Raw genomic sequence first — 18,492 nt, 5'->3', positions numbered from 1 at the left:
GTCAGGGGCGGGTCAGGCCGGAGCCGTGGTGCGGGGCAGCAGGGCGAAGGCCCCCAGGTAGACGACCGCTGCCACGATCAGCAGCCCCTGGTAGCCGATCACCAGGGCGAGGTACTCCAGGCAGCCGCCCACCATCGCCCCCAGCAGGTTCGCCCCGAACGCGGTGGTGCCGTCGGCCGTGTCCGCGAAGCGCTTGGCGAAGACCACGTTCGCCGCGAAGATCGGCAGGAACGCCACCGTGATCGCCGCCACCGCGCGCAGCGGCAGCGGCAGGGACAGCAGCCACGCGTTGGGCACCAGCCAGGCCAGCAGCAGCCCCGCGAGCAGCACGCCGTACATGACCGACAGCGGCGGGGTGCGGAAGCGGCGGGTCACCTCGACGGCGGCGAGCACCGCCACCAGCACCCCGGCGAACACGATCGCGTTGACCACCCACGTCGTGCCGAACAGCAGCGCGAACCCGGTGACGCTCTTGGTCTCCAGCAACAGGAAGGCCACCCCGAGCAGGAACAGGTCGGCGTACGGGCGCATGCGCCGGTAGGGGCCGGCGACGACGCGCACCGCGAGCAGGCTGACCGCGAGGACGAGGCCGAGAGTGATCAGGTAGATGGGCGGGATCGTCCGGTCCTTGAGGTAGAGGAACGGCCGGTCGTCGCCGGCGGGCGGCGGGGTCGCGGCCGTGGCGCCGGCCCACGGCGCGCCGCACCGCTGGGCGGCGGGGGTCACGCCGGCGGTGATGACGGCCTGCTGGCCCGCGGTGCTGACCACGTCGACGCACGGCCGGTGGCCGAAGGCGGCCTGCACGGTCGAGGCGAGCCGGTCGACGAGCCAGCTCTCGCGGTAGTAGTTGTACATGGCGAACGCGCCGCCGGGCTTGAGGCGGTCGCGGGCGGCCCGCATGGCCTCCTCGGTGAACAAATAGCTCTCCAGCCGCAGCGAGCTGGCCCCCGACACGAGGGTGAGCGAGTCGGGCAGCGCGAAGAGGATCAGGTCGTAGCGGGCCGAGGTGCGTTCGAGGAACGCGCGGCCGTCGGTGATGTGCGTGGTGACGCGCGGGTCGGCGTAGGGGCGGTCGGGGTGCGTGGAGCCGCCCAGCTCGCGCAGCTTGGGGTCGATCTCGACGGCGTCCACCCGGCCGGCGCCCTTGGACAGGGCGATGGCGACGTCCGTGCCGCTGCCCGCGCCGACGATGAGCACCTCCCTGGGCGCCGCGACGGCCCGCTCGTACGGCAGGCCGTACTGGCGCTCCCACTGCAGCCGGGCGGCGGCCGGCACGGCCTGCTGGTGCGGGATGCCGTTGACGGCGATGTCGGTCACCGGCACGTCCAGCACCCGGCCCTGGCTGTAGGTGACCTTGTAGTAGGGCGACCAGAGCGCCCCGGCGGTCAGCGACTCGGCGAGCAGCAGCGACACCACCGCCAGCGACGGCACGGTGACGAGCCCCAGGTACGGCACGAGCCGCGCTGCCGCGCGCCACGCGGCACGCCCCGGCGCGAGCAGCAACCCGTACGCGACGGCCGCGATGATGCCCCAGAAGAGGGGCGGCGCGCTGAGGAAGGACAGCGCCGTGAACGCCGCGATGCCCGCGAGGCTGCCGATCAGGTCGTATCGGTAGGCCTCCAGCCGCGGCAGCTCGGGGAAGCAGCGGCCGACCAGCTCCGCCGGCCCCATGAGCACCACCGCGGCGGCGCAGAAGACGACCGGCAGGATGAGCCACGCGGGCGGTCCCTCGGTGTGCAGGCTCGTCCAGTACAGGACCCCTTCGGTGTCGCGGTTGACGGTGACGGGGAACGTCAGCACGACGACGACCAGGCCGAACAGGACGACCGGCGAGTAGAAGGGGAGCCCCTTCGACCTGCCGACGCGCAGGAAGCCGAGCCCGATGCCGAGGAACGAGCCGAGCAGCACGAAGTTCGTGAAGTAGCTCAGGTGCACGATGTTGGACCCGGTCCAGCGGATCAGCGCCAGTTCGAGGAAGAGCATGAAACCGCTGGCGAGGACGAGCCTCGGCCGGACCGCCAGCCAGTGGTCGGTGCCCTCGGAGACCGGCTTTCGCGCCTGGACCGTCATGACGACTCACCGTAGTGAACGTGGGACGATCACGAAAGGTCGCCGGGCCGGAGAAATCATCGATCGCGTGTCCTGCATAGTGGTGGTTTCGAGCGGTACTTCCCTTACACCCCGCTGGACGCGGGGAGCGGGGTGGAGGAGTGTTGGAACGTTCCTTCCCCCAGCTCTCCGGTGGTGATTCCCGTGCGGATCATGATCCAGCTCCGCCCCTCCCCCGACCTGGTCGCCGCCGTCGCCGACCCCGAGCGCACGGCGAGCACCGCCGACGTCGCCGACGGGCTGCCGGGCGTCGAGCTCGACGCCGGCTTCACGCCCGTGGCGCTGCCCCGCCCGGTCCCGGCGGCGGGCGGCGACCCGCTCTCGCTGCGCGGGCCGCTCGACTTCTCGCTGGCCGCCGAGGACGCCTCGGTGCTGGTGCGCGGCACGATCGCCGACGACGAGCGGGCCACCCGGGTGGCGATGCTGCTGGCGCTGCGCCCCGATGTCGCCGGCGTGTTCGCCGACCCGGTGATCGAGTCCAGCCTCACCTGCGGCGGCGACCCGCCGGTGGGCGACTGGCACGACGTCGAACGGCTGATCGGCGCGCCGGAGCTGCGCGCCGAGGGCCTCGACGGGCACGGTGTCGCGCTGGCCGTGCTCGACACCGGGGTCAACGCCGTCCACACCGCCCGCCGGCTCGGCCGCGACATCACCCTCGACGCCGCGCGGAGCTGGACGCCCGCGGGCGTGCGGGGCAGGCCGGGCGAGTTCGAGGTGGACCACGGCACGATGTGCGCGTTCGACGCGCTCATCGCCGCGCCCCGCGCCTCGGTGCTCGACCTGCCGGTGCTGCTATCGAGGCGGCCCGGCGGGTCGGCGATCGACGGACTGCTGTCCGACGCGGTCGCGGCGTTCGCGCACCTGCGCGCGGTGCTGCAGGCCCAGCCCGAGCACTCCAGGGCGCTGGTGATCAGCAACTCGTGGGGGTCGTTCTCGCCGGAGTGGGACTTCCCGGTCGGGCATCCGGGCAACTACTCCGACGGGCCGGCGCACCCGTTCAACGTGATGGTGGCGGCGCTGGACCAGGCGGGCGCCGACGTGCTGTTCGCCGCGGGCAACTGCGGCAGGCAGTGCCGCGACGGCCGGTGCGCGTTCCCCGACCGGCCGATCGTCGGCGCCAACTCCCATCCGCAGGCGCTGTCGGTGGGCGGCGTCGACGTCCGCGGCCAGCGGGTCGGCTACTCCTCGCAGGGGCCGGGCCGGTTGAGCGACCGCAAGCCCGATCTGTGCGCCTACACGCACTTCTCGGGCTCCCAGGCGTTCGGCGTGGCCGAGCCCGACTCGGGCACCTCGGCGGCGACGCCCGTCCTGGCCGGGCTGGTGGCGGCGGTGCGCACCCGGTGGCCGTGCACGCGGCTGTCGCCCGCCCAGCTTCGCACGCTGCTGCGTCGCACCGCCGACGACCGTGGGGCGCTGGGCTTCGACCACGACCACGGCTACGGCGTCGTGGACCCGGCCGGCGTCCTCGCCGCCCTGCGCCGCCGATCCGACACCTGACCTCGGGTCTGACACCTGACCTCCGGTCCGGGACCCTGACCGGCGGCCCGAGACCCTGACCGGCGGCCGCGCGGCCGGTTGCGCCCGGGCGCGCGGCCGGCCGCTCCTAGGCGTTCTCGCGGTGGAACACCCGGGTGCCGACGACGAGGCCGGCCACGGCGAAGACCACCGTCACCGCCACCCCCAGGAAGACGGTCCCACCGGTGTAGTGGCCGGCGAACAGCTCCCGCAGCGCCTCCAGCACGTGCCGGAACGGGCTGACGTAGGAGAGCGCGTTCAACCAGCCCGGTGCCATCGACATCGGCAGGAACGCCCCCGACAGCAGCGTGAGCGGGACGATCGCGGTCGTCATCACCGGCGCGAAGAGGTGCTCGTTCATGGTCAGCGCCGCCGCGTACGACAGCGCCGCGAGCCCCGCCCCCAGCAGCATGACGAGCACGAACCCCGCCAGCAGCCCGGCGGGCGGCACCCGCATCCCGAACGCGAAGCCGGCGGCGAGCAGCAGCACGGTTTGCACGGCCAGCGTGACGACGTTGTTGAGCACCCGGCCGAGCAGCAGCGCGAGCCGGCTGGCCGGGGTGACCCGCATCCGTTCCAGCACCCCGAACCTGCTCTCCATGACGATGCCGAACCCGGCCAGGCCCGTGCTCATCAGCCCGAGCTGGACGAGCAGGCCCGGCACGAGCGTCTCCCAGGTGCCGATCGTGGCGAAGATCGGCCCGAACAGCACGAGGAAGAGCATCGGCTGGATGGCGCCGAGGACGACGCCGATCTTCTGCTTCACGGTGGCGTCGAACCCGTGGCGGAACAGCAGCCACGTCTCGCGCGACGCGGCGGCGAGCGCGCTCACGCGGCCGCCCCCTCGCGCAGCGACCGGCCGGTGATGTCCAGGAACACGTCGTCGAGGGTGCGCCCGCCCGCCTTCAGCTCGGCCGGGCGGCCCTGGGCGACGATCCGGCCGTGGTCGATGATCAGCAGGCGGTCGCAGAGGGCGTCGGCCTCGTCCAGGTAGTGGGTCGTCAGGAAGACGGTCATGCCGTGCCGGTCGCGCAGGGCGCGGATGTGGTCCCACAGGTGGGCCCGGCTCTGCGGGTCGAGCCCGGTGGTGGGCTCGTCGAGGAAGAGCAGGGCCGGCCGGTGCAGCAGGCCGAAGGCGATGTCGAAGCGGCGCCGCTGGCCTCCCGACAACGCGCCTCCCGGCAGGTGCCGCAGGTCACCGAGCTCAAGCCGCTCCAGCGCCTCCGTGACGCGCTCGCGCGCCTCGGCGCGGCTCAGGCCGTGCAGCATGGCCTGCAGCACGAGCTCCCCGTCGAGGGGGGCGGCCAGGTTGACGCCCCCGCCCTGTGACACGTAGCCGATGTGCCGGCGCACGCCCCGTGGATCCGCCAGCAGGTCGTGCCCCGCCACGGTGGCGGTGCCGGCCGTGGGCCGCAGGAGCGTGGTGAGCATGCGCATGGTGGTGGTCTTGCCGGCGCCGTTCGGCCCCAGGAAGCCGACGATCTCGCCCCGTTCGACAGTCATGTCCACGCCCCGGACGGCCTCGGCGCCGCCCTTGAAGGTCTTGCTCAGACCTCGTGTCTCGATCATTTTTCATCGCCTCCAAATTTAGGGTAGATGAAATTTTGGAGTCGATGCAAACTCGGTACCATGAGGGTATGGAGGAGGGCCTGCGCGAGCGCAAGAAGCGGGAGACGCGGCGACGCATCGCCGACATGGCGATGGGACTGTTCATGACGAAGGGGTTCGACAACGTCACGGTGGCCGAGGTGGCCCGCGCCGCCGACGTGTCCGTCAACACGGTCTTCAACTACTTCGGCACCAAGGAGGATCTGTTCCTCGACCGGGAGCAGGAGCTCCAGGAGTCCTATGACCGGGTGGTGCGCGAGCGCGCCCCGGGCGAGAGCGTGGTGGAGGCCTTCCGCCGTGACTACTTCGCGGCGATGGACGCGGGCGACTGGCGCTACGGGTTCAACGAGGGCGCCGACGTCTTCAGCAGACTGATCATGGAGAGCCCGTCACTGCGGGCACGGGCGCGCGAGATCGACCACCTGATCACGATGAGCCTGGCCGCCACCCTCGCCGAGGAGACCGGCGCCGACCCCGACGACCTCGCGCCCGAGCTGGTGGCCGGCCAGATCCTCGGGCTGACCCGGGTGGTCAGCCGCCACCTGCTGCGCCGCACGACGGCGGGTGAGGGCAGGCGGGAGGCCCTGGCCGCGCTCCGTGAGCAGGCGCGGGCGGCGTTCGACCGGCTGGAGTCGGGGATCGGCGGCTACGGCCGGCGTCCCGTGGAGTGACCGTGACGTCCGCCGGCCCGGCGTCCCGTCGCATGACCGTGACGTCCGCCGGCCCGGCGATCCGTCGCATGACCGTGACGTCCGCCGGCCCGGCGATCCGGCATGCACCGATCACAGGTCGACGGGCAGCGACACGAAGGAGGGTGACGGCAGCCACCGCCGGCCGCCGTATCCGGCGAGAGCCTCCATCAGGTCCGTCCGCTGCCGCTCCGTCATCGGACCGAGGACGCAGACGGGGATCCTCGAGCGGCTCCTGACCGTGTCCGGCCGGGGATAGATCCATCCCGCCGGTCGCGTCATCGTCGGCCGCGTGGCGCCGGGAGCGAGGTCGACGTGGACTCCGGTGTAGCGATACGGCGGCGACCCCTGGATCTCCTCGATGGAGACCCGCTCGATCCGTTCCCAGGCGAACTCATGCCTCCCCGCGGCGCCGTGGGTCACGATGCCTCGGGGGCCGACGTGCAGCTCCCAGGCGGCCCTCCTCTTGCGCATGACCGCGTGCTGCAACTCGCCACCCAGGAATACCGTCAACGCGACGAGGGCAACGAGGGCGAGAAGGCTTCCCATCACGGGGATCATCACCGCCGGGTTGTCATCGTCTGCGTGGGGTCCCAACTCGACGAGCCTCGTGCTGAACGGGAAGTAGATCATCGCCACCGCCGGCACCAACGCCAGTGCCGACAGGATGAAGACCTTGATACCCACCTTCCTTCCCGCGTAAGTGGACAGCCGTTCCTCGCCGGTCCAGGCCGTGTCGAACGGCATGGCCGAGCCGCGCAGCGGCCGGGTCGGCCGCGTCCCCTCGGGCGGCCGGAGTGCACCTTGCCCGAGGGGGAGGGTTTCCGCCCTGGCCAGCACCGCCCTCATCGCCCCCGCCGTCCTGGCCAGCAGCGCCTCGCGCGCCTCGGCTCCCGGACCGGCGGCCGCATCACCCCCGCCGGCGTCGAGACCGGCCCGGAGGCGGCCGAGGCGCGCGAGGACGTGCCGGGCCGACTCGGGGCGTCGCCCGGGATCACGGTCCAGGAGTTCGGCCACCAGCGCCGTCAGGGCGGGCGGCGAGTCCGGGCGCAGCGCGGCGAGTGGGGGTGCGTCCTCGTCCAGCTTGCGGCGGACGACCGCCAGAGCGTTGTGCCCGGTGATGGGCGGCCGGCCGGTCAGCATGGCGAAGAGCACCGCGCCGAGCGCGTACAGGTCCGAACGCCCGTCGCCCCGTTCGGCGCCGAACTGCTCGGGCGAGCCGTACTCGGGGGTGCCGGCCGGAGTCAGCTGCGACGAACCCGCCATCGTGAACATGGTCCGGACGAATCCCGCGATGCCGAAGTCGACGACTTTGACGCCCCGGTCGGGGGTGATCATCACGTTGTGCGGCTTGATGTCGTAGTGGATGACACCGGCCTGGTGCGCGGCGACGAGTGCCGCGCAGATCCCGTGGGCGATCTCCAGCGCGCGGGCCAGGTCCATCGGGCCCTCGTCGCGGATGTGCTCGGCGAGCGTCGCGCCCTCGACCTTCTCCATGATCAGGAACAGCGCGTCCTCGTGGACACCGCGATCGTGGAGGACGACGGCGTGGGGATGGTTGATCTGCGCGGCGGCCACCGCCTCGCGCTCGAACCGCAGGGCGAGGTCGGGGTGGGGCGCGTCGTCAAGGACGAGCAGCTTGACCGCGACGTCGCGGCGCAGGCTGCGGTCCCTGCCGGCCCACACCTCGCCCATGCCCCCACGGCCGAGGCGCTCGACCAGCTCGTACCGGCCCGCGATCAGCTCCCCGCGTTCCATCGCCCACCCCTCGCCGGCTCGCCCATGCCGGTGTCCGCCAGGATACGAGCCGGGTCATCGGCGAGCACGGCCTTTTGACGGCTTCGCGGCCGGACGCGGGCCCGCTCGGCTGAGATCCGCAGGAGACGGCCCTGTCCGCAGGACACGGCCCTAGCGGGCGATCCCGTCCAGGATGGCGACGCCGCCGAAGATCACCGCGAAGATCGCGTACAGGCCGATCACGGCGAGCATCAGGCAGGTGCCGACGATGCCGCAGATGCGGCCGGCCTGCACCGAGCCGCGGTTCTCGTAGACGTGGCCGCTGGTGTCGATCTCCCGCAGCGCCCGGTTGCCCATCACCCAGGCGAACGGGCCGATGAGCGAGCACACGACGAGGCTGAGGATGCCCAGCACGAGGATCGTGGTGCCGTTGGGGTGCGTCAAGGGCGGCGGCCCGTACGGGAAGGGACCGTGGTTCGGATAGGACATCTGCGGTTCGGCCCCTCGTCCAACGGCTGGTTACGGCCGTTTTATACCACAGCGGACCTGGGTCTGGCAGTTGAACGAGCGCTTGCTACACTCACGGCATGATGGCCGTTCTGAAGCCCTTCGCCCAGTGGCTGGCCTCGACCGAGTGGTTCATGAAGGCCGGGCCCCGGTTCGTCCCGCAGCTCGACCGGGCCCTGCACCGGCTCACCCACGGCAGGCTGATCAGCAGCGACCGGGTCATCCCGTCCCTGGTGCTGACCACCACGGGCGCGCGGACGGGCCTGCCCCGCGACTCTCCGCTGGCCTGCCTGCCCGAGGACGACGGCGGCTTCCTCATCGTGGGCAGCAACTTCGGCGGACCCGCCCATCCGGCCTGGAGCGCCAACCTGCTCAAGAACCCCGAGGCCGTGGTCAGCCACCGGGGCCGGGAGATCCCCGTGGTGGCCACGCTGCTGACCGGCGAGGCCCGCGCCGAGGCGTGGCCACGATTGCTGGCCAACTGGCCGCTCTACGACCGCTACACCGAGAGGTCGGGGCGCGAGCTGCGGGTCTTCCGCCTGACGCCGATCAGGTGATCAACGTGTGGTGATCGCTTACGCCATCATGGTGGGGCAGGCAGCACGTCCCTAGGAGCCCCCACCCGTGCGCGAACGCATCCGCGTCATCGTCTTCAGCAGGCGCTTCCAGCAGTTCATCGTCGCGGTGATCCTGGTCAACGCCGCCACCCTCGGTCTCGAGACGGTGCCCGCCGCGGTCGCGCGGCACGGCGACCTGCTCACCCTGATCGACCACGTGGCGCTCTACGTGTTCGTCGCCGAGCTGGCGGCCAAGATGTACGTCGAACGGTGGCGGTTCGCCCGCGACCCGTGGAACGTCTTCGACACCCTGATCGTGGCCGTCGCGCTGCTGCCCGCCACGGGCGGGCTGTCGGTGCTGCGGTCGCTGCGCATCCTGCGCGCCCTGCGGCTGCTGTCGGTGGTGCCCAGCCTGCGCCGGGTGGTCTCGGCCCTGCTGCGCGCGATGCCGGGGATGAGCTCCATCGTGCTGCTGCTGTCGCTGGTGCTGTACGTGGCCGCCGTGATGGCGACGAAGCTGTACGGCCGGACGGCGCCGGAGCGGTTCGGCAGCCTGCCGTCGTCGCTGTTCACCCTGTTCCAGACGATGACGGGCGACGACTGGGGCAACATCGCGCGCGAGGTGATGACCCGCCATCCGTCCGCCTGGGTCTTCTTCACCGCCTTCATCCTGGTCAGCACGTTCATCGTGCTGAACCTCTTCATGGCGGTCGTGGTGAGCGCGATGGAGGAGGAGGCGGCCGCCGAACGTCAGCGCGCGGTGGTGGACCTCGCCCTGGCCGGCTCCGGCCGGGCGCAGGCCGGCACACCGGCCCCGCCGTGCCCGGCCCTCCCGCTCCCGCAGGAGCGCGTCCCGCAGGAGCGGCTCACGGAGGAGCGGCTCACGGAGGAGCGGATCCTGGAGGAGCTGGCCGCGCTGCGCGGGGAGGTCGCCGCGCTGCGGCGGCAGCTCGCGCTCGCCGAGCCCGCCCGCGGGAAGTAGCCCGCCCGGCCCGCCAGACGCCGTCCACCACCGGCACCACGAGGGCCGGGGCTCCTCCCCGCCCGGATCAGCGGGAGTAGAACTCCACGACGAGCTGCTCGTCCACGGGGACCGTGATCTGCTCGCGTTCGGGCTTGGCGGTCAGGGTGAAGCGCAGGTCGGCGTGGTCGACCGACAGGTACGGCGCGATCCGCTCGTCGGCGTGCACGCCCTCGGCGGCGGCCACGAACGGCTGCATCCGGCGCGACCGCTCGCGCACCGTGACGACCTGACCCGGCTTGACGAGGTAGCTGGGGATGTCCACCTTGCGGCCGTCCACGGCGATGTGCCCGTGCGTCACGTACTGCCGGGCCGCGTAGATCGACGGCGCCAGCCCGGCGCGCAGCACCAGCGAGGCCAGGCGGGTCTCCAGCAGCGCGACCAGCTCGGCGCCGGACGCGCCCGGCTTGCGGACCGCGAGGTCCCAGTAGCGGCGCAGCTGCCGCTCGGACACGTCGTAGTACCAGCGCAGCTTCTGCTTCTCCAGCAGGCGGAGCCCGTAGTCGCCGGTGTTGCGACGGTTGGTCTTGCGGCCGTGCTCGCCCGGCGGGTAGGGGCGCTGCTCGAAGTAGCGCACGGCCTTCCTGGTCAGCGGGACGCCCGCGCGGCGCGACAGGCGCACCTTGGGACCGGTGTAGCGCACGTTCACCTCAATGTGATTAGGTAATCCTTACTTAGGTAAGGCTAACCTACAGTTGATGGCGATCTCAAGGAGCCCCCATGCTGCCGATCCCCGAACGCGTCCGCACGCTCGCCGCGTCCTCGGCCGTCGCCCGCATGACCCTCGACGGCGTGCCCTCCCCCGCCCGCGGCGGGGTGGACGAGCGGGGCCGTCCCGTGTTGCTGGTGCGGCCGGGCGAACGGCTGTACGGGCTCGACGACGAAGCGGTCGTCGCGGTGAACCTCACCGCGACGCGCCGGCTGGGCGAGGTGGAGCACCCGCGCGGGCTCATCGAGGTGCAGGGGTGGGCGCAGCCCGTACCCGCCGCGGAGGCGCGCGCCGCGGCGGTCGCGGTGGCCGCGGCGAGCCCGGACGAGGCGCTGTTCGAGGCGCTGGAGAGGTACGGCCGGCCCGGCGCCCCGCGCCTGCTGCGGCTCGACGTGGCGCAGGTGGCCTACCTGACCGGCCAGGAGTCGGGGATGCTCGACGCCGACGACTACCTCGACGCGAACCCCGACCCGCTGGCCGAGACGGCCGAACGGGTGCTGGCCCACATCAACGAGGCGCACCGGGCGCAGCTGGCCGGCGGGGTGTCCCGGCGCCTCGGCGAGCCGTCGCCCGCCGGAGCGGACGAGGTGTGGCTGTGGGAGCTCGACCGTTTCGGGGCGACGGTGCAGGTGGACGGCTCGCTGGTCCGTTTCCCGTGGCCGGTCCCGGCGCACACGGGGCAGTGCCTGGAGACCGCGCTGCGCAGCCTGCTGTGCACCTGCTGAGAGGGGCGACGGGGCCGGCCGACCCGGGGGCGGCTTCCTGACGCGCGACAGAATCCGGACCCCATCGTCTTGATCACGATTAGTCGGGAATAGCACGACCGGTGGTCCTGGGTCACTATCATCGGCGCCTGTGAGCGACACCGAGCGGCGCAGACGTGTCCTGATGGTCGCCGGCGTGCTGACCGGCACGGCCATGCTGGCCGCGGCGGCGGTCCTGGGCGGCGGGGAGCTCTCCGGGATCCTGCTCTCGCCGGCCGACCTTCCGGCGGGCGATCCGGTGCGGCCGGTCACGATGGCCGCCACGGACGGCGCCCCCCGCTCCCCCTCCTCCGGCCGGGCGGAAACCGTCCCGCCCGCGCACCGGACCCCGTCCGCCGATCCCCCCGGCGCGGAACCCACGCCCGACGCGGGCCCCTCCCGGACGCGCACGCCCCAGCCCGAGCCGGAACGCACCCGAGGCGCGCTCCCCGCGACGCCGCCGGAGGAGGCGGCCTCCGGTGGGCCGGCGGAACCTCAGGGGAGCACCCGGCCGCCCGGGACCGTCCGCCCCTCCGGGAGCACGCCCGCGCGGGCCACCTCGCAGGCGCCCAAGCCCACCAAGGGCGACTCCTCGCCCAGCCGGACGAAACCCGGCCGGACGGCGAAGCCCGTCAGGGGCGAGGACGGGTCCGGCGCGGCCGAGACCGCCGGAGCCGGCAGGCCGGGCACACCGCAGGACGTCCAGCGGGACAAGGGCTAGGTCAACACCGCGGCGAGGTCCGCCACGGTGCGGTAGAGCACGGCGGTCATGCCGAGCGTTCTGGCCGCCTCCACGTTCTCGAGCCGGTCGTCCACGAACAGGCAGCGCTCCGGCGCGGCACCGGCGAGTTCGGCGGCGATCTCGTAGATGCGCCGGTCGGGCTTGGCCACCCCGACCTGGGCGCTGCTGACCACCGCGTCGGCGAAGTACGCGAGCCCGGCCCGGTCCAGGTGCTCGTCCAGGGTGTCCGTGGCGTTGGTCACCAGCACCACCGGCACCCGCTCCTGCGCCTTCGCCAGCAGCGCCCTGACCTCCTCGTCCACCGTGAACGGTACGGCGACGAACTCCGCGACCGCGAGCCTCGCCCGTTCGTCTCCGCCGAGGGCCACGGCGACCGACTCGGCCCACTCCTCCTCGGTGATCAGACCCAGCGTGGCCGGCCCGATGAGGGCGGGGTCGAAGGCGGTCCGCATCAGCGGCAGCCCGTACCGGGCCTCGATCTCGGCCTGAACGGCACGGTCGAACAGGCGGAGCACACCGTCAAGATCGCAGAGCACTGCGTCGAAGGGCATCATGGCCCCCTATTGTGCGGTGCGGACCGGTGGACGCGTCCACGGGTCGGCGGTTCGCCGGCCGGGGTCCGGGCCGGTGATCTTGACGACCGGTGGGTGATATAGGGGAATTGGTGCGATTCCAAGGTGCGGCGGTGACACCCGCCGGTCCCGCTGAAGAGCACCGCCTGCTCGTCGCGACAGGGCAGCAGACGCTGATGTGCGTCAAGGAGAGATCCTGACAGCCGGAGAACCATCCCTCGTCCCCGGGCATCGCCCTCCTCGTCCGCAGGGCCGTCCCGCACCGCGTCCGATCATGATGCTGAGCCCCCTGCTTAACCGGCCCGGGGGAACCCCGCAGGACTCCGGTCGCCTGACTGATCCGCCGCGGAGCCGCCACGCCGTACGGTCGTGGCCGGCCACGTGAATCGGGAGGAAGCCGTGCAGACCATCACCTTGGAACCTGTGGGACGTGTCGTCGGCGGACGTATCGAGGCGTTCGACGACGACTGGGACACCGAGCAGGCGTTGATCCGCCTCGACGGGACCCGTTTCGGCCCGGAGGCGCTCGCCGGGCTGGACGCGTTCTCGCATCTGGAGGTGGTGTTCCACTTCCATCTCGTGGAGCCGTCCTCCGTCACCGGCGCCGCCCGTCACCCCCGGGGAAACACCGACTGGCCCAAGGTCGGCATCTTCGCCCAGCGGGGCAAGAACCGCCCGAACCTGCTGGGCGTCTCCCGTTGCCGCCTGCTCGCCGTCGACGGACTCGACCTCCACGTACGCGGTCTGGACGCCGTCGACGGCAGCCCCGTCCTCGACGTCAAGCCGTACATGGCCGAGTTCGGCCCGCACGGGCCGACGGAGCAGCCGGAATGGGCCACCGAGCTGATGCGCGCCTACTACTGATTGTGAGAGGACTCCTCATGTCGAAGACCGTGCTGGTGACCGGTGCCTCCACCGGAATCGGCCGCGCCACCGCCCTGCTGCTGGCCCGCGAGGGCTTCACCGTCCACGCCGGCGTGCGCAAGGAGGCCGACGGCGAGGCACTCGGCCCCGCCGTCACCCCGATCAAACTCGACGTCACCGACGCCACCCAGATCGCCGACGCGGCCGAGCGGCTCGGCCGGCTCGACGCCCTGGTCAACAACGCCGGGATCGGCGTCACCGGCCCCGTCGAGTTCGTCCCCCTGGAGGCGCTGCGCCGGCAGTACGAGGTCAACGTCTTCGGTCAGGTTGCCGTCACCCAGGCCATGCTGCCGATGCTGCGCGCCTCGCGCGGCCGGGTGGTCACCGTCGGCTCGGTGGGCAGTTGGATCACCCTGCCCTTCGGCGGCCCGCTGTGCTCCTCCAAGCACGCCATCCGCTCGCTCAACGACGCCTTGCGCATGGAGCTCAAGCCGCACGGCGTGGCGGCGGTCCTCGTCGAGCCCGGTTCCATCCACACCGACGCCGTCGACAAGCTCGAGGACGAGGTCGAGCCCCGCCTGGCCTCCCTCGGCGAGGAGGGCAGGAGGTTGTACGGCGCCGCCTACCGGACCATGACCACGGCCGGGCTCAAGGAGGAGCGCTCGGGCTCCAGCCCCGACGTGGTCGCCCGCGCCGTCCTGCACGCCCTGACCGCGCGCAAGCCCCGCTCCCGCTACCCGGTCGGCAAGAAGTCGCGGCTGATGAGCACCCTGGGCCGCGTCGTCCCCCAGTACACCCTCGACGCCCTGCGCCTGCGCGCGCTCGGCCTGTCCTGAACGGAGCCCACCATGACCCAGCTCGCCGGCGCCGACGCCCTCGTCCGGCTCGACCCCGTCTTCGCCCAGCTCGCCGTGGGCGCGGGCCACAACCTGTGGGGCCTGCCCCACCTGACCATGCGCGAGAAGGCCTTCGTCTGCCTGACCGCCGACCTGTGCCACCCGCACCTCGACCTGCCCCTGGCCATGCATGTCCAGATGGCCCTGTCCAACGGCGTCGAACCGGAGGCGATCAGAGAGCTGTTCCGGCACCTGGCCCCCTACGTGGGCTATCCGATCGTGGTCACCGCCTTCCAGCGCCTGGTCGAACTCGGCCTGCCCGAGGCGCTGGACGGCGAGGCCGTCGAACCGACACCGCTGAGCGGGGCGCTGATGCGCGCCGTCCACGATCTGGAGAAGGTGGACGCGGGCCTGGCGGCGTTCACCGAGGACCAGCTCGCCCAGCGCTGGGCCAGGCCTGGCCTCGGCGTCCGCGAGCGGGCGATCGCCTGCCTGGTCGTGGACATCCTCTACCAGACGCTGGGCGAATCGATGCGTCTGCACGTGGAGCTGGCCAAGTCGGCCGGGGCCACGGACGAGACCGTGCGCGACCTGCTGCGCGGCGTGGCAGAATTCGGCCTGCCGCGGGCCTGGGCCGCCGCCCGCGCACTGGGCCTGTGACGACCGTCGCGGGCCGGGGGCCGGCGCGCTGAGCGTCTTCCCCGGCACCGGCGGGGCACTCGAGGGGTGAGCCGTAGGCGTCGCGTCACATTCGGCGGGTCTGTCTCGTCGTACTGCAAGGACGACCTGCAAGGGAGTGCCATGCTGTACGGCCGGACGGCGGAGCAGGCTGTGGTGGATCAGGTGTTGCTCGACGTGCTGCAGAGCCGTCCAGGGGCGCTGGTCGTACGCGGCGAGGCGGGCATCGGCAAGTCCGCCCTGCTGGACTACGCCGGCGCCACGACGCAGGCGCACGTGCTTCGGGTCACAGGCGTGGAGTCGGAGGCCGAGCTTCCCTTCGCCGCCCTGCATCTGCTGCTCCGTCCGGTCCTCGACCTGGTGAGCACCCTCCCCGCTCAGCAGGCCGAGGCCCTGCTCGGCGCGTTGGGTCTGGGCGGCGTCAACCGAGGAGACCGCTTCCTCGTCGGGCTGGCCACGCTCAGCCTGCTCGTGGAGCTGTCCGTGCAGGGGCCGCTGGTCTGCCTGGTGGATGACGCGCAATGGCTGGACGGTGAGTCGGCGGACGCGCTGCTGTTCGCCGCGCGCCGCCTGCACGCCGAGCCTGTCGCCCTGCTGTTCGCCGCGCGCGCGGGCATGCCTTTCCCCGCCGCGGGGCTGCCCGAGCTCCAGTTGGGGCAGCTGGAGCTGGAAGCCGCCGGGCAGCTCCTGGCCGAGCGCGCCGGAATGCTGCCACCGGCCGTCCGCGACCAGTTGGTGACCGAGGCCCAGGGCAACCCGCTCGCGCTCATCGAACTGCCCCGCATGCTCACCCCCGGGCAGAGGATCGGCGCGCCGGCCCCGCTGTCCTTCTGCCTGGGCAACGCGGAGCCGGTGACCAACAGGGTGCTCGCCGGATTCCGCGACCGGATCGCCGGGCTGCCCGAGAGCACCCGCTCATGCCTGCTGGTGGCCGCGCTCGACGACCGCGGCCAGCTCGCCGTGCTCGCCCACGCGCTGAGCCTGCTCGGCGCGTCGCTCGCTGACGCCGCCCCGGCCGAGCGGGCGGGCCTGATCCGGATCACCCCTGACGGTGTCACCTTCCATCACCCCCTGGTACGGGCCGCGGTGCTGCTGGCCTGCGACATCTCCGCACGGATGGCCGCGCACCGGGCCCTGGCCGAGGCGGTCGACGACGACCGGCGAGCCTGGCACCTGGCCGCCATCGCCCTGCGGGCGGACGAGCAGGTGGCCATGGAGCTCGAACGGCTGGCGCTGCGCGCGCAGCAGCGAGGCGGCCAGGCCGCGGTGTCGGCGGCCTACGCGCGCGCCGCCGAGCTGTCGGTCGCCCCCGCCGACGCCATCCGCCGGTACACGGCCGCCGCACGCACGGCGGCCGAGGCCGGACTGTCGCAGCGTGCCGCCGAGCTGGTCGTCCAGGCGCGGCGCAGGGCGGGTCCGGTGGCGGTGCCCGGGTCCGTGGTGGCCGAGCTGGCCGAGGTACGGGCACGGCTGGCCTTCGAGGCGGGCCGCCCGCTGGAGGCCGCGCGGTTGTCGCTGGAGGGCGCCGAGGCCGGCACGGACCTCCTCACCCGGCTGTCTTTGCTCAGCATGGCCGGTTTCTACACCTGGACCAGCGCCGCGCACCCCGCCCAGGGCGAGCTGGCCCGCCGTATCGAGGAGCTGACCCCGACGGGCGAGGGGGCGGCCATGGCGGTGAAAGCGATCAACCGTGACTTCCGCACGATCATCGGAGGCGGCACCACGGTCGCCGCCACGCACCTGGTCCGGCTCGAACAGGCACCGTTCGAGCTGCGGATGATCTTCGCCTTCCAGGCCGTCATTCCCGCCGACCGCGAAGGGATGCTCGACGCCGCGACCGAGCTGGTCCAGGAGTGCCGGACGGAGGGGCGCCTGGGACGGATGCCGCAGGCGATGACGCTTCTGGCTATCGCCCAGCTGATGAACGGCAGGCATCCGGCGGCGCGCGCCACGACGGCCGACGGACTGGCTCTGGCCGCCGACGTGGGCCAGCCGATGTGGCGTGGCTACCTGGCCGGCGTGCGCGCCTGGCTGTCGGCGGTCGCCGGCGCCGAGGAGGAGTGCATGGTCATGACCACCGAGGTTTTCCATCACGCAGACACCACGGCATGGATGCCGAGCCGCTGCTGGGCCGAGTACGCCGGGGCACTGCTGGAGCTGGGCCTGGGCCGGTACGAAGCGGTGCTCGACCGGATGGACAGGGCGACGGAGGGCCCGTCACGCCATGCGTTCATCTGGCGGTACGCCTGGCCCGACTACATCGAAGCGGCCGTCAGAGCGGGCACGCCGGAGCGCGCGGAGGAGGCGCTCCACCGGTACGCGGCTTGGGCGGAGTCCACCGGACAGCCGGGACCACTCGCGGTCCTGCACCGGGTGCGGGCGCTCGCGGCCGCCGACGACCGGGCCGGACCGCTGTACGAGCGGGCCCTGGAGCTGCACGTCCAGCATGTGCAAGCCTTCGACCAGGCGCGCACCCGTCTGGTGTACGGCGAGTGGCTACGCCGGCAGCAGCGGCGCAGCGAGGCCCGCATCCACCTGGAGGCCGCCAGGGAGGCGTTCGACCGGCTGGGCGCGGCGCCGTGGTCGGCCAGGGCGGCCGGCGAGCTGCGCGCCGCCGGCGTCTCGGTGCCCGGCCACCGCGCCGGCGACCTGCTGTCCGCGCTTACGCCGCAGGAACTCCAGGTGGTGAGGCTGGCCGTCACGGGAGCGTCCAACCGCGAGATCGCCGCCCAGCTGTTCCTGAGCCCGCGCACGGTGGCCTCCCACCTGTACAAGGCCTTCCCGAAGCTGGGCGTCACCTCCCGCGCCGAGTTGTCCAGGGTGCCGGGTGTGTCCTGAGGCAGGTCACACCCGGCGGTAGATGATCGGCTGCGCGGCGATGCCGTTGGCCTGGAAGTTCGCCAGCACGAACCTGCGGAAGGTCGGCCGGAAGATCAGGCTGGGGAGGAAGGTCCGCCAGTTCGGCCAGCTCGCGTGGTTGACGAGCCCGTAGTCGGCACGCTCGCCTGCCAGCGGCTGCATCAGCGCGGAGTTGGGCAGCGAGGTCTTGGCCTGGAACCACCCGGCGGTGTACTCCCATACCTTCAGCAGGGTCTCGCGGTCGTCGGCGTAGAAGTAGTTGAACAGGAAGCAATGGTCCTGGCTGTGATCCACGTCGCCGAGCCGTCCGGCGTTGCTCGCGACGATCTCGTGGGTACGGCGCGCAGCGGCGCCCATGGTCTCGGCGATCTCCTTGTAAGCGGCGTTCTGGCGCAGGGCGAGGGCCGCCTCGACCGACGCGGTCCGGATGAGCACGACGACGTCGTAGCGCGCCGGCCGGATCCCTCTGGCGGCCAGCAGCTCGTCGCCCTCGCCCGGCGTGCGCAGGACGGCGCGGAACACGTTCGCCTCGCGTGCCTCGACGCCCGCGGCCAGAGCCTTGAGACGGGCGGCCAGCGGTGCGGGAGGGAACGCGAAGTGGCCGCGCCAGGAGCCGGCCTCGCCGGCCAGCATGAGGAAACCGTCGCCGGTCGGCGGCAGCACACGGGCCGCGACGGCCAGATGATCATTGATCAGCTCCATGCCGCCGACGCTAGCCCGAGGCATTCGCGGATCGCCTCCGTCAC

At 72.6% G+C, this 18,492-nt stretch carries 18 protein-coding genes; 10 read left to right on the top strand and 8 right to left on the bottom strand.

Annotation, left to right across the window (positions count from 1 at the left end):
* Positions 1-12: 12 nt before the first annotated feature.
* A complete protein-coding gene (locus CXR44_RS27610; protein WP_101789046.1) occupies positions 13-2,070 on the bottom strand; it encodes a spermidine synthase in 2,058 nt (685 codons plus the stop codon).
* Positions 2,071-2,262: 192 nt separating this feature from the next.
* On the opposite strand from CXR44_RS27610, the gene CXR44_RS27605 reads away from it, so the two are divergent.
* A complete protein-coding gene (locus CXR44_RS27605) occupies positions 2,263-3,606 on the top strand; it encodes a S8 family peptidase (protein ID WP_245899481.1) in 1,344 nt (447 codons plus the stop codon).
* Positions 3,607-3,712: 106 nt separating this feature from the next.
* On the opposite strand, the gene CXR44_RS27600 is transcribed toward CXR44_RS27605, so the two are convergent.
* The gene (locus CXR44_RS27600; RefSeq protein WP_101789045.1) at positions 3,713-4,456 is read right to left on the bottom strand and encodes an ABC transporter permease; all 744 of its coding nucleotides are present in this window, start codon (positions 4,454-4,456) and stop codon (positions 3,713-3,715) included.
* The gene (locus tag CXR44_RS27595; RefSeq protein ID WP_101789044.1) at positions 4,453-5,193 is read right to left on the bottom strand and encodes an ABC transporter ATP-binding protein; all 741 of its coding nucleotides are present in this window, start codon (positions 5,191-5,193) and stop codon (positions 4,453-4,455) included. The genes CXR44_RS27600 and CXR44_RS27595 overlap by 4 nt, the downstream gene beginning before the upstream one ends.
* A gap of 68 nt (positions 5,194-5,261) precedes the next feature.
* Here CXR44_RS27595 and CXR44_RS27590 point away from each other — a divergent pair, with 68 nt between their 5' ends.
* Complete coding sequence (locus CXR44_RS27590; RefSeq protein WP_101789043.1) at positions 5,262-5,903, top strand: TetR/AcrR family transcriptional regulator; 642 nt, start codon at positions 5,262-5,264, stop codon at positions 5,901-5,903.
* Positions 5,904-6,014: 111 nt separating this feature from the next.
* Here the strand turns inward: CXR44_RS27590 and CXR44_RS27585 are convergent, their stop codons facing one another.
* Positions 6,015-7,679 carry a serine/threonine-protein kinase gene (locus tag CXR44_RS27585; RefSeq protein WP_101789042.1) on the bottom strand — a complete coding sequence of 555 codons (1,665 nt, stop codon included), beginning with the start codon at positions 7,677-7,679 and terminating at the stop codon, positions 6,015-6,017.
* Between the two features lie 150 nt (positions 7,680-7,829).
* Positions 7,830-8,147, bottom strand: coding sequence for a DUF4190 domain-containing protein (locus CXR44_RS27580; protein WP_101789041.1), 318 nt, complete (start codon positions 8,145-8,147; stop codon positions 7,830-7,832).
* A gap of 98 nt (positions 8,148-8,245) precedes the next feature.
* Here CXR44_RS27580 and CXR44_RS27575 point away from each other — a divergent pair, with 98 nt between their 5' ends.
* Both CXR44_RS27575 and CXR44_RS27570 read left to right on the top strand, forming a co-directional pair.
* A complete protein-coding gene (locus CXR44_RS27575; RefSeq protein ID WP_219602014.1) occupies positions 8,246-8,722 on the top strand; it encodes a nitroreductase family deazaflavin-dependent oxidoreductase in 477 nt (158 codons plus the stop codon).
* A gap of 67 nt (positions 8,723-8,789) precedes the next feature.
* Positions 8,790-9,704 carry an ion transporter gene (locus CXR44_RS27570; protein WP_101789040.1) on the top strand — a complete coding sequence of 305 codons (915 nt, stop codon included), beginning with the start codon at positions 8,790-8,792 and terminating at the stop codon, positions 9,702-9,704.
* A 67-nt stretch (positions 9,705-9,771) separates the two neighbouring features.
* Here the strand turns inward: CXR44_RS27570 and rpsD are convergent, their stop codons facing one another.
* The gene (gene rpsD / locus CXR44_RS27565) at positions 9,772-10,386 is read right to left on the bottom strand and encodes a 30S ribosomal protein S4 (protein ID WP_101789127.1); all 615 of its coding nucleotides are present in this window, start codon (positions 10,384-10,386) and stop codon (positions 9,772-9,774) included.
* A gap of 77 nt (positions 10,387-10,463) precedes the next feature.
* On the opposite strand from rpsD, the gene CXR44_RS27560 reads away from it, so the two are divergent.
* Positions 10,464-11,177: a DUF2470 domain-containing protein gene (locus CXR44_RS27560; protein ID WP_101789039.1), complete on the top strand. Its 714-nt coding sequence runs from the start codon at positions 10,464-10,466 to the stop codon at positions 11,175-11,177.
* 130 nt (positions 11,178-11,307) lie between these two features.
* Positions 11,308-11,916 carry a hypothetical protein gene (locus tag CXR44_RS27555; protein WP_101789038.1) on the top strand — a complete coding sequence of 203 codons (609 nt, stop codon included), beginning with the start codon at positions 11,308-11,310 and terminating at the stop codon, positions 11,914-11,916.
* Here CXR44_RS27555 and CXR44_RS27550 read toward each other — a convergent pair.
* Positions 11,913-12,491: an HAD family hydrolase gene (locus CXR44_RS27550; RefSeq protein WP_101789037.1), complete on the bottom strand. Its 579-nt coding sequence runs from the start codon at positions 12,489-12,491 to the stop codon at positions 11,913-11,915. The two genes, CXR44_RS27555 and CXR44_RS27550, sit on opposite strands and share 4 nt — an antisense overlap.
* A 441-nt stretch (positions 12,492-12,932) precedes the next feature.
* Between CXR44_RS27550 and CXR44_RS27545 the strand changes: the two genes are divergently transcribed.
* From CXR44_RS27545 to CXR44_RS27530, 4 genes are all read left to right on the top strand, one after another.
* Complete coding sequence (locus CXR44_RS27545; protein ID WP_245899445.1) at positions 12,933-13,373, top strand: SAM-dependent methyltransferase; 441 nt, start codon at positions 12,933-12,935, stop codon at positions 13,371-13,373.
* 17 nt (positions 13,374-13,390) lie between these two features.
* Positions 13,391-14,209, top strand: a complete 819-nt coding sequence (locus CXR44_RS27540) for an SDR family oxidoreductase (protein ID WP_101789036.1) — start codon at positions 13,391-13,393, stop codon at positions 14,207-14,209.
* Between the two features lie 12 nt (positions 14,210-14,221).
* Positions 14,222-14,869 (top strand): carboxymuconolactone decarboxylase family protein, encoded by a 648-nt coding sequence (locus tag CXR44_RS27535; RefSeq protein WP_101789035.1) that lies wholly within the window; start codon positions 14,222-14,224, stop codon positions 14,867-14,869.
* A gap of 141 nt (positions 14,870-15,010) precedes the next feature.
* Positions 15,011-17,725 carry a helix-turn-helix transcriptional regulator gene (locus CXR44_RS27530; RefSeq protein WP_101789034.1) on the top strand — a complete coding sequence of 905 codons (2,715 nt, stop codon included), beginning with the start codon at positions 15,011-15,013 and terminating at the stop codon, positions 17,723-17,725.
* A gap of 6 nt (positions 17,726-17,731) precedes the next feature.
* Here CXR44_RS27530 and CXR44_RS27525 read toward each other — a convergent pair whose 3' ends face one another.
* On the bottom strand, positions 17,732-18,448 hold the full coding sequence (locus CXR44_RS27525) for a hypothetical protein (RefSeq protein WP_101789033.1): 717 nt from the start codon (positions 18,446-18,448) through the stop codon (positions 17,732-17,734).
* Between the last annotated feature and the right edge of the window lie 44 nt (positions 18,449-18,492).

The sequence above is a fragment of the Nonomuraea indica genome, assembly GCF_002850745.1.
Taxonomy (GTDB): Bacteria; Actinomycetota; Actinomycetes; order Streptosporangiales; family Streptosporangiaceae; genus Nonomuraea; species Nonomuraea indica.
The sequence above is the reverse complement of the archived record's forward strand: the minus strand, read 5'-3'. Positions and strand labels throughout refer to the sequence as shown.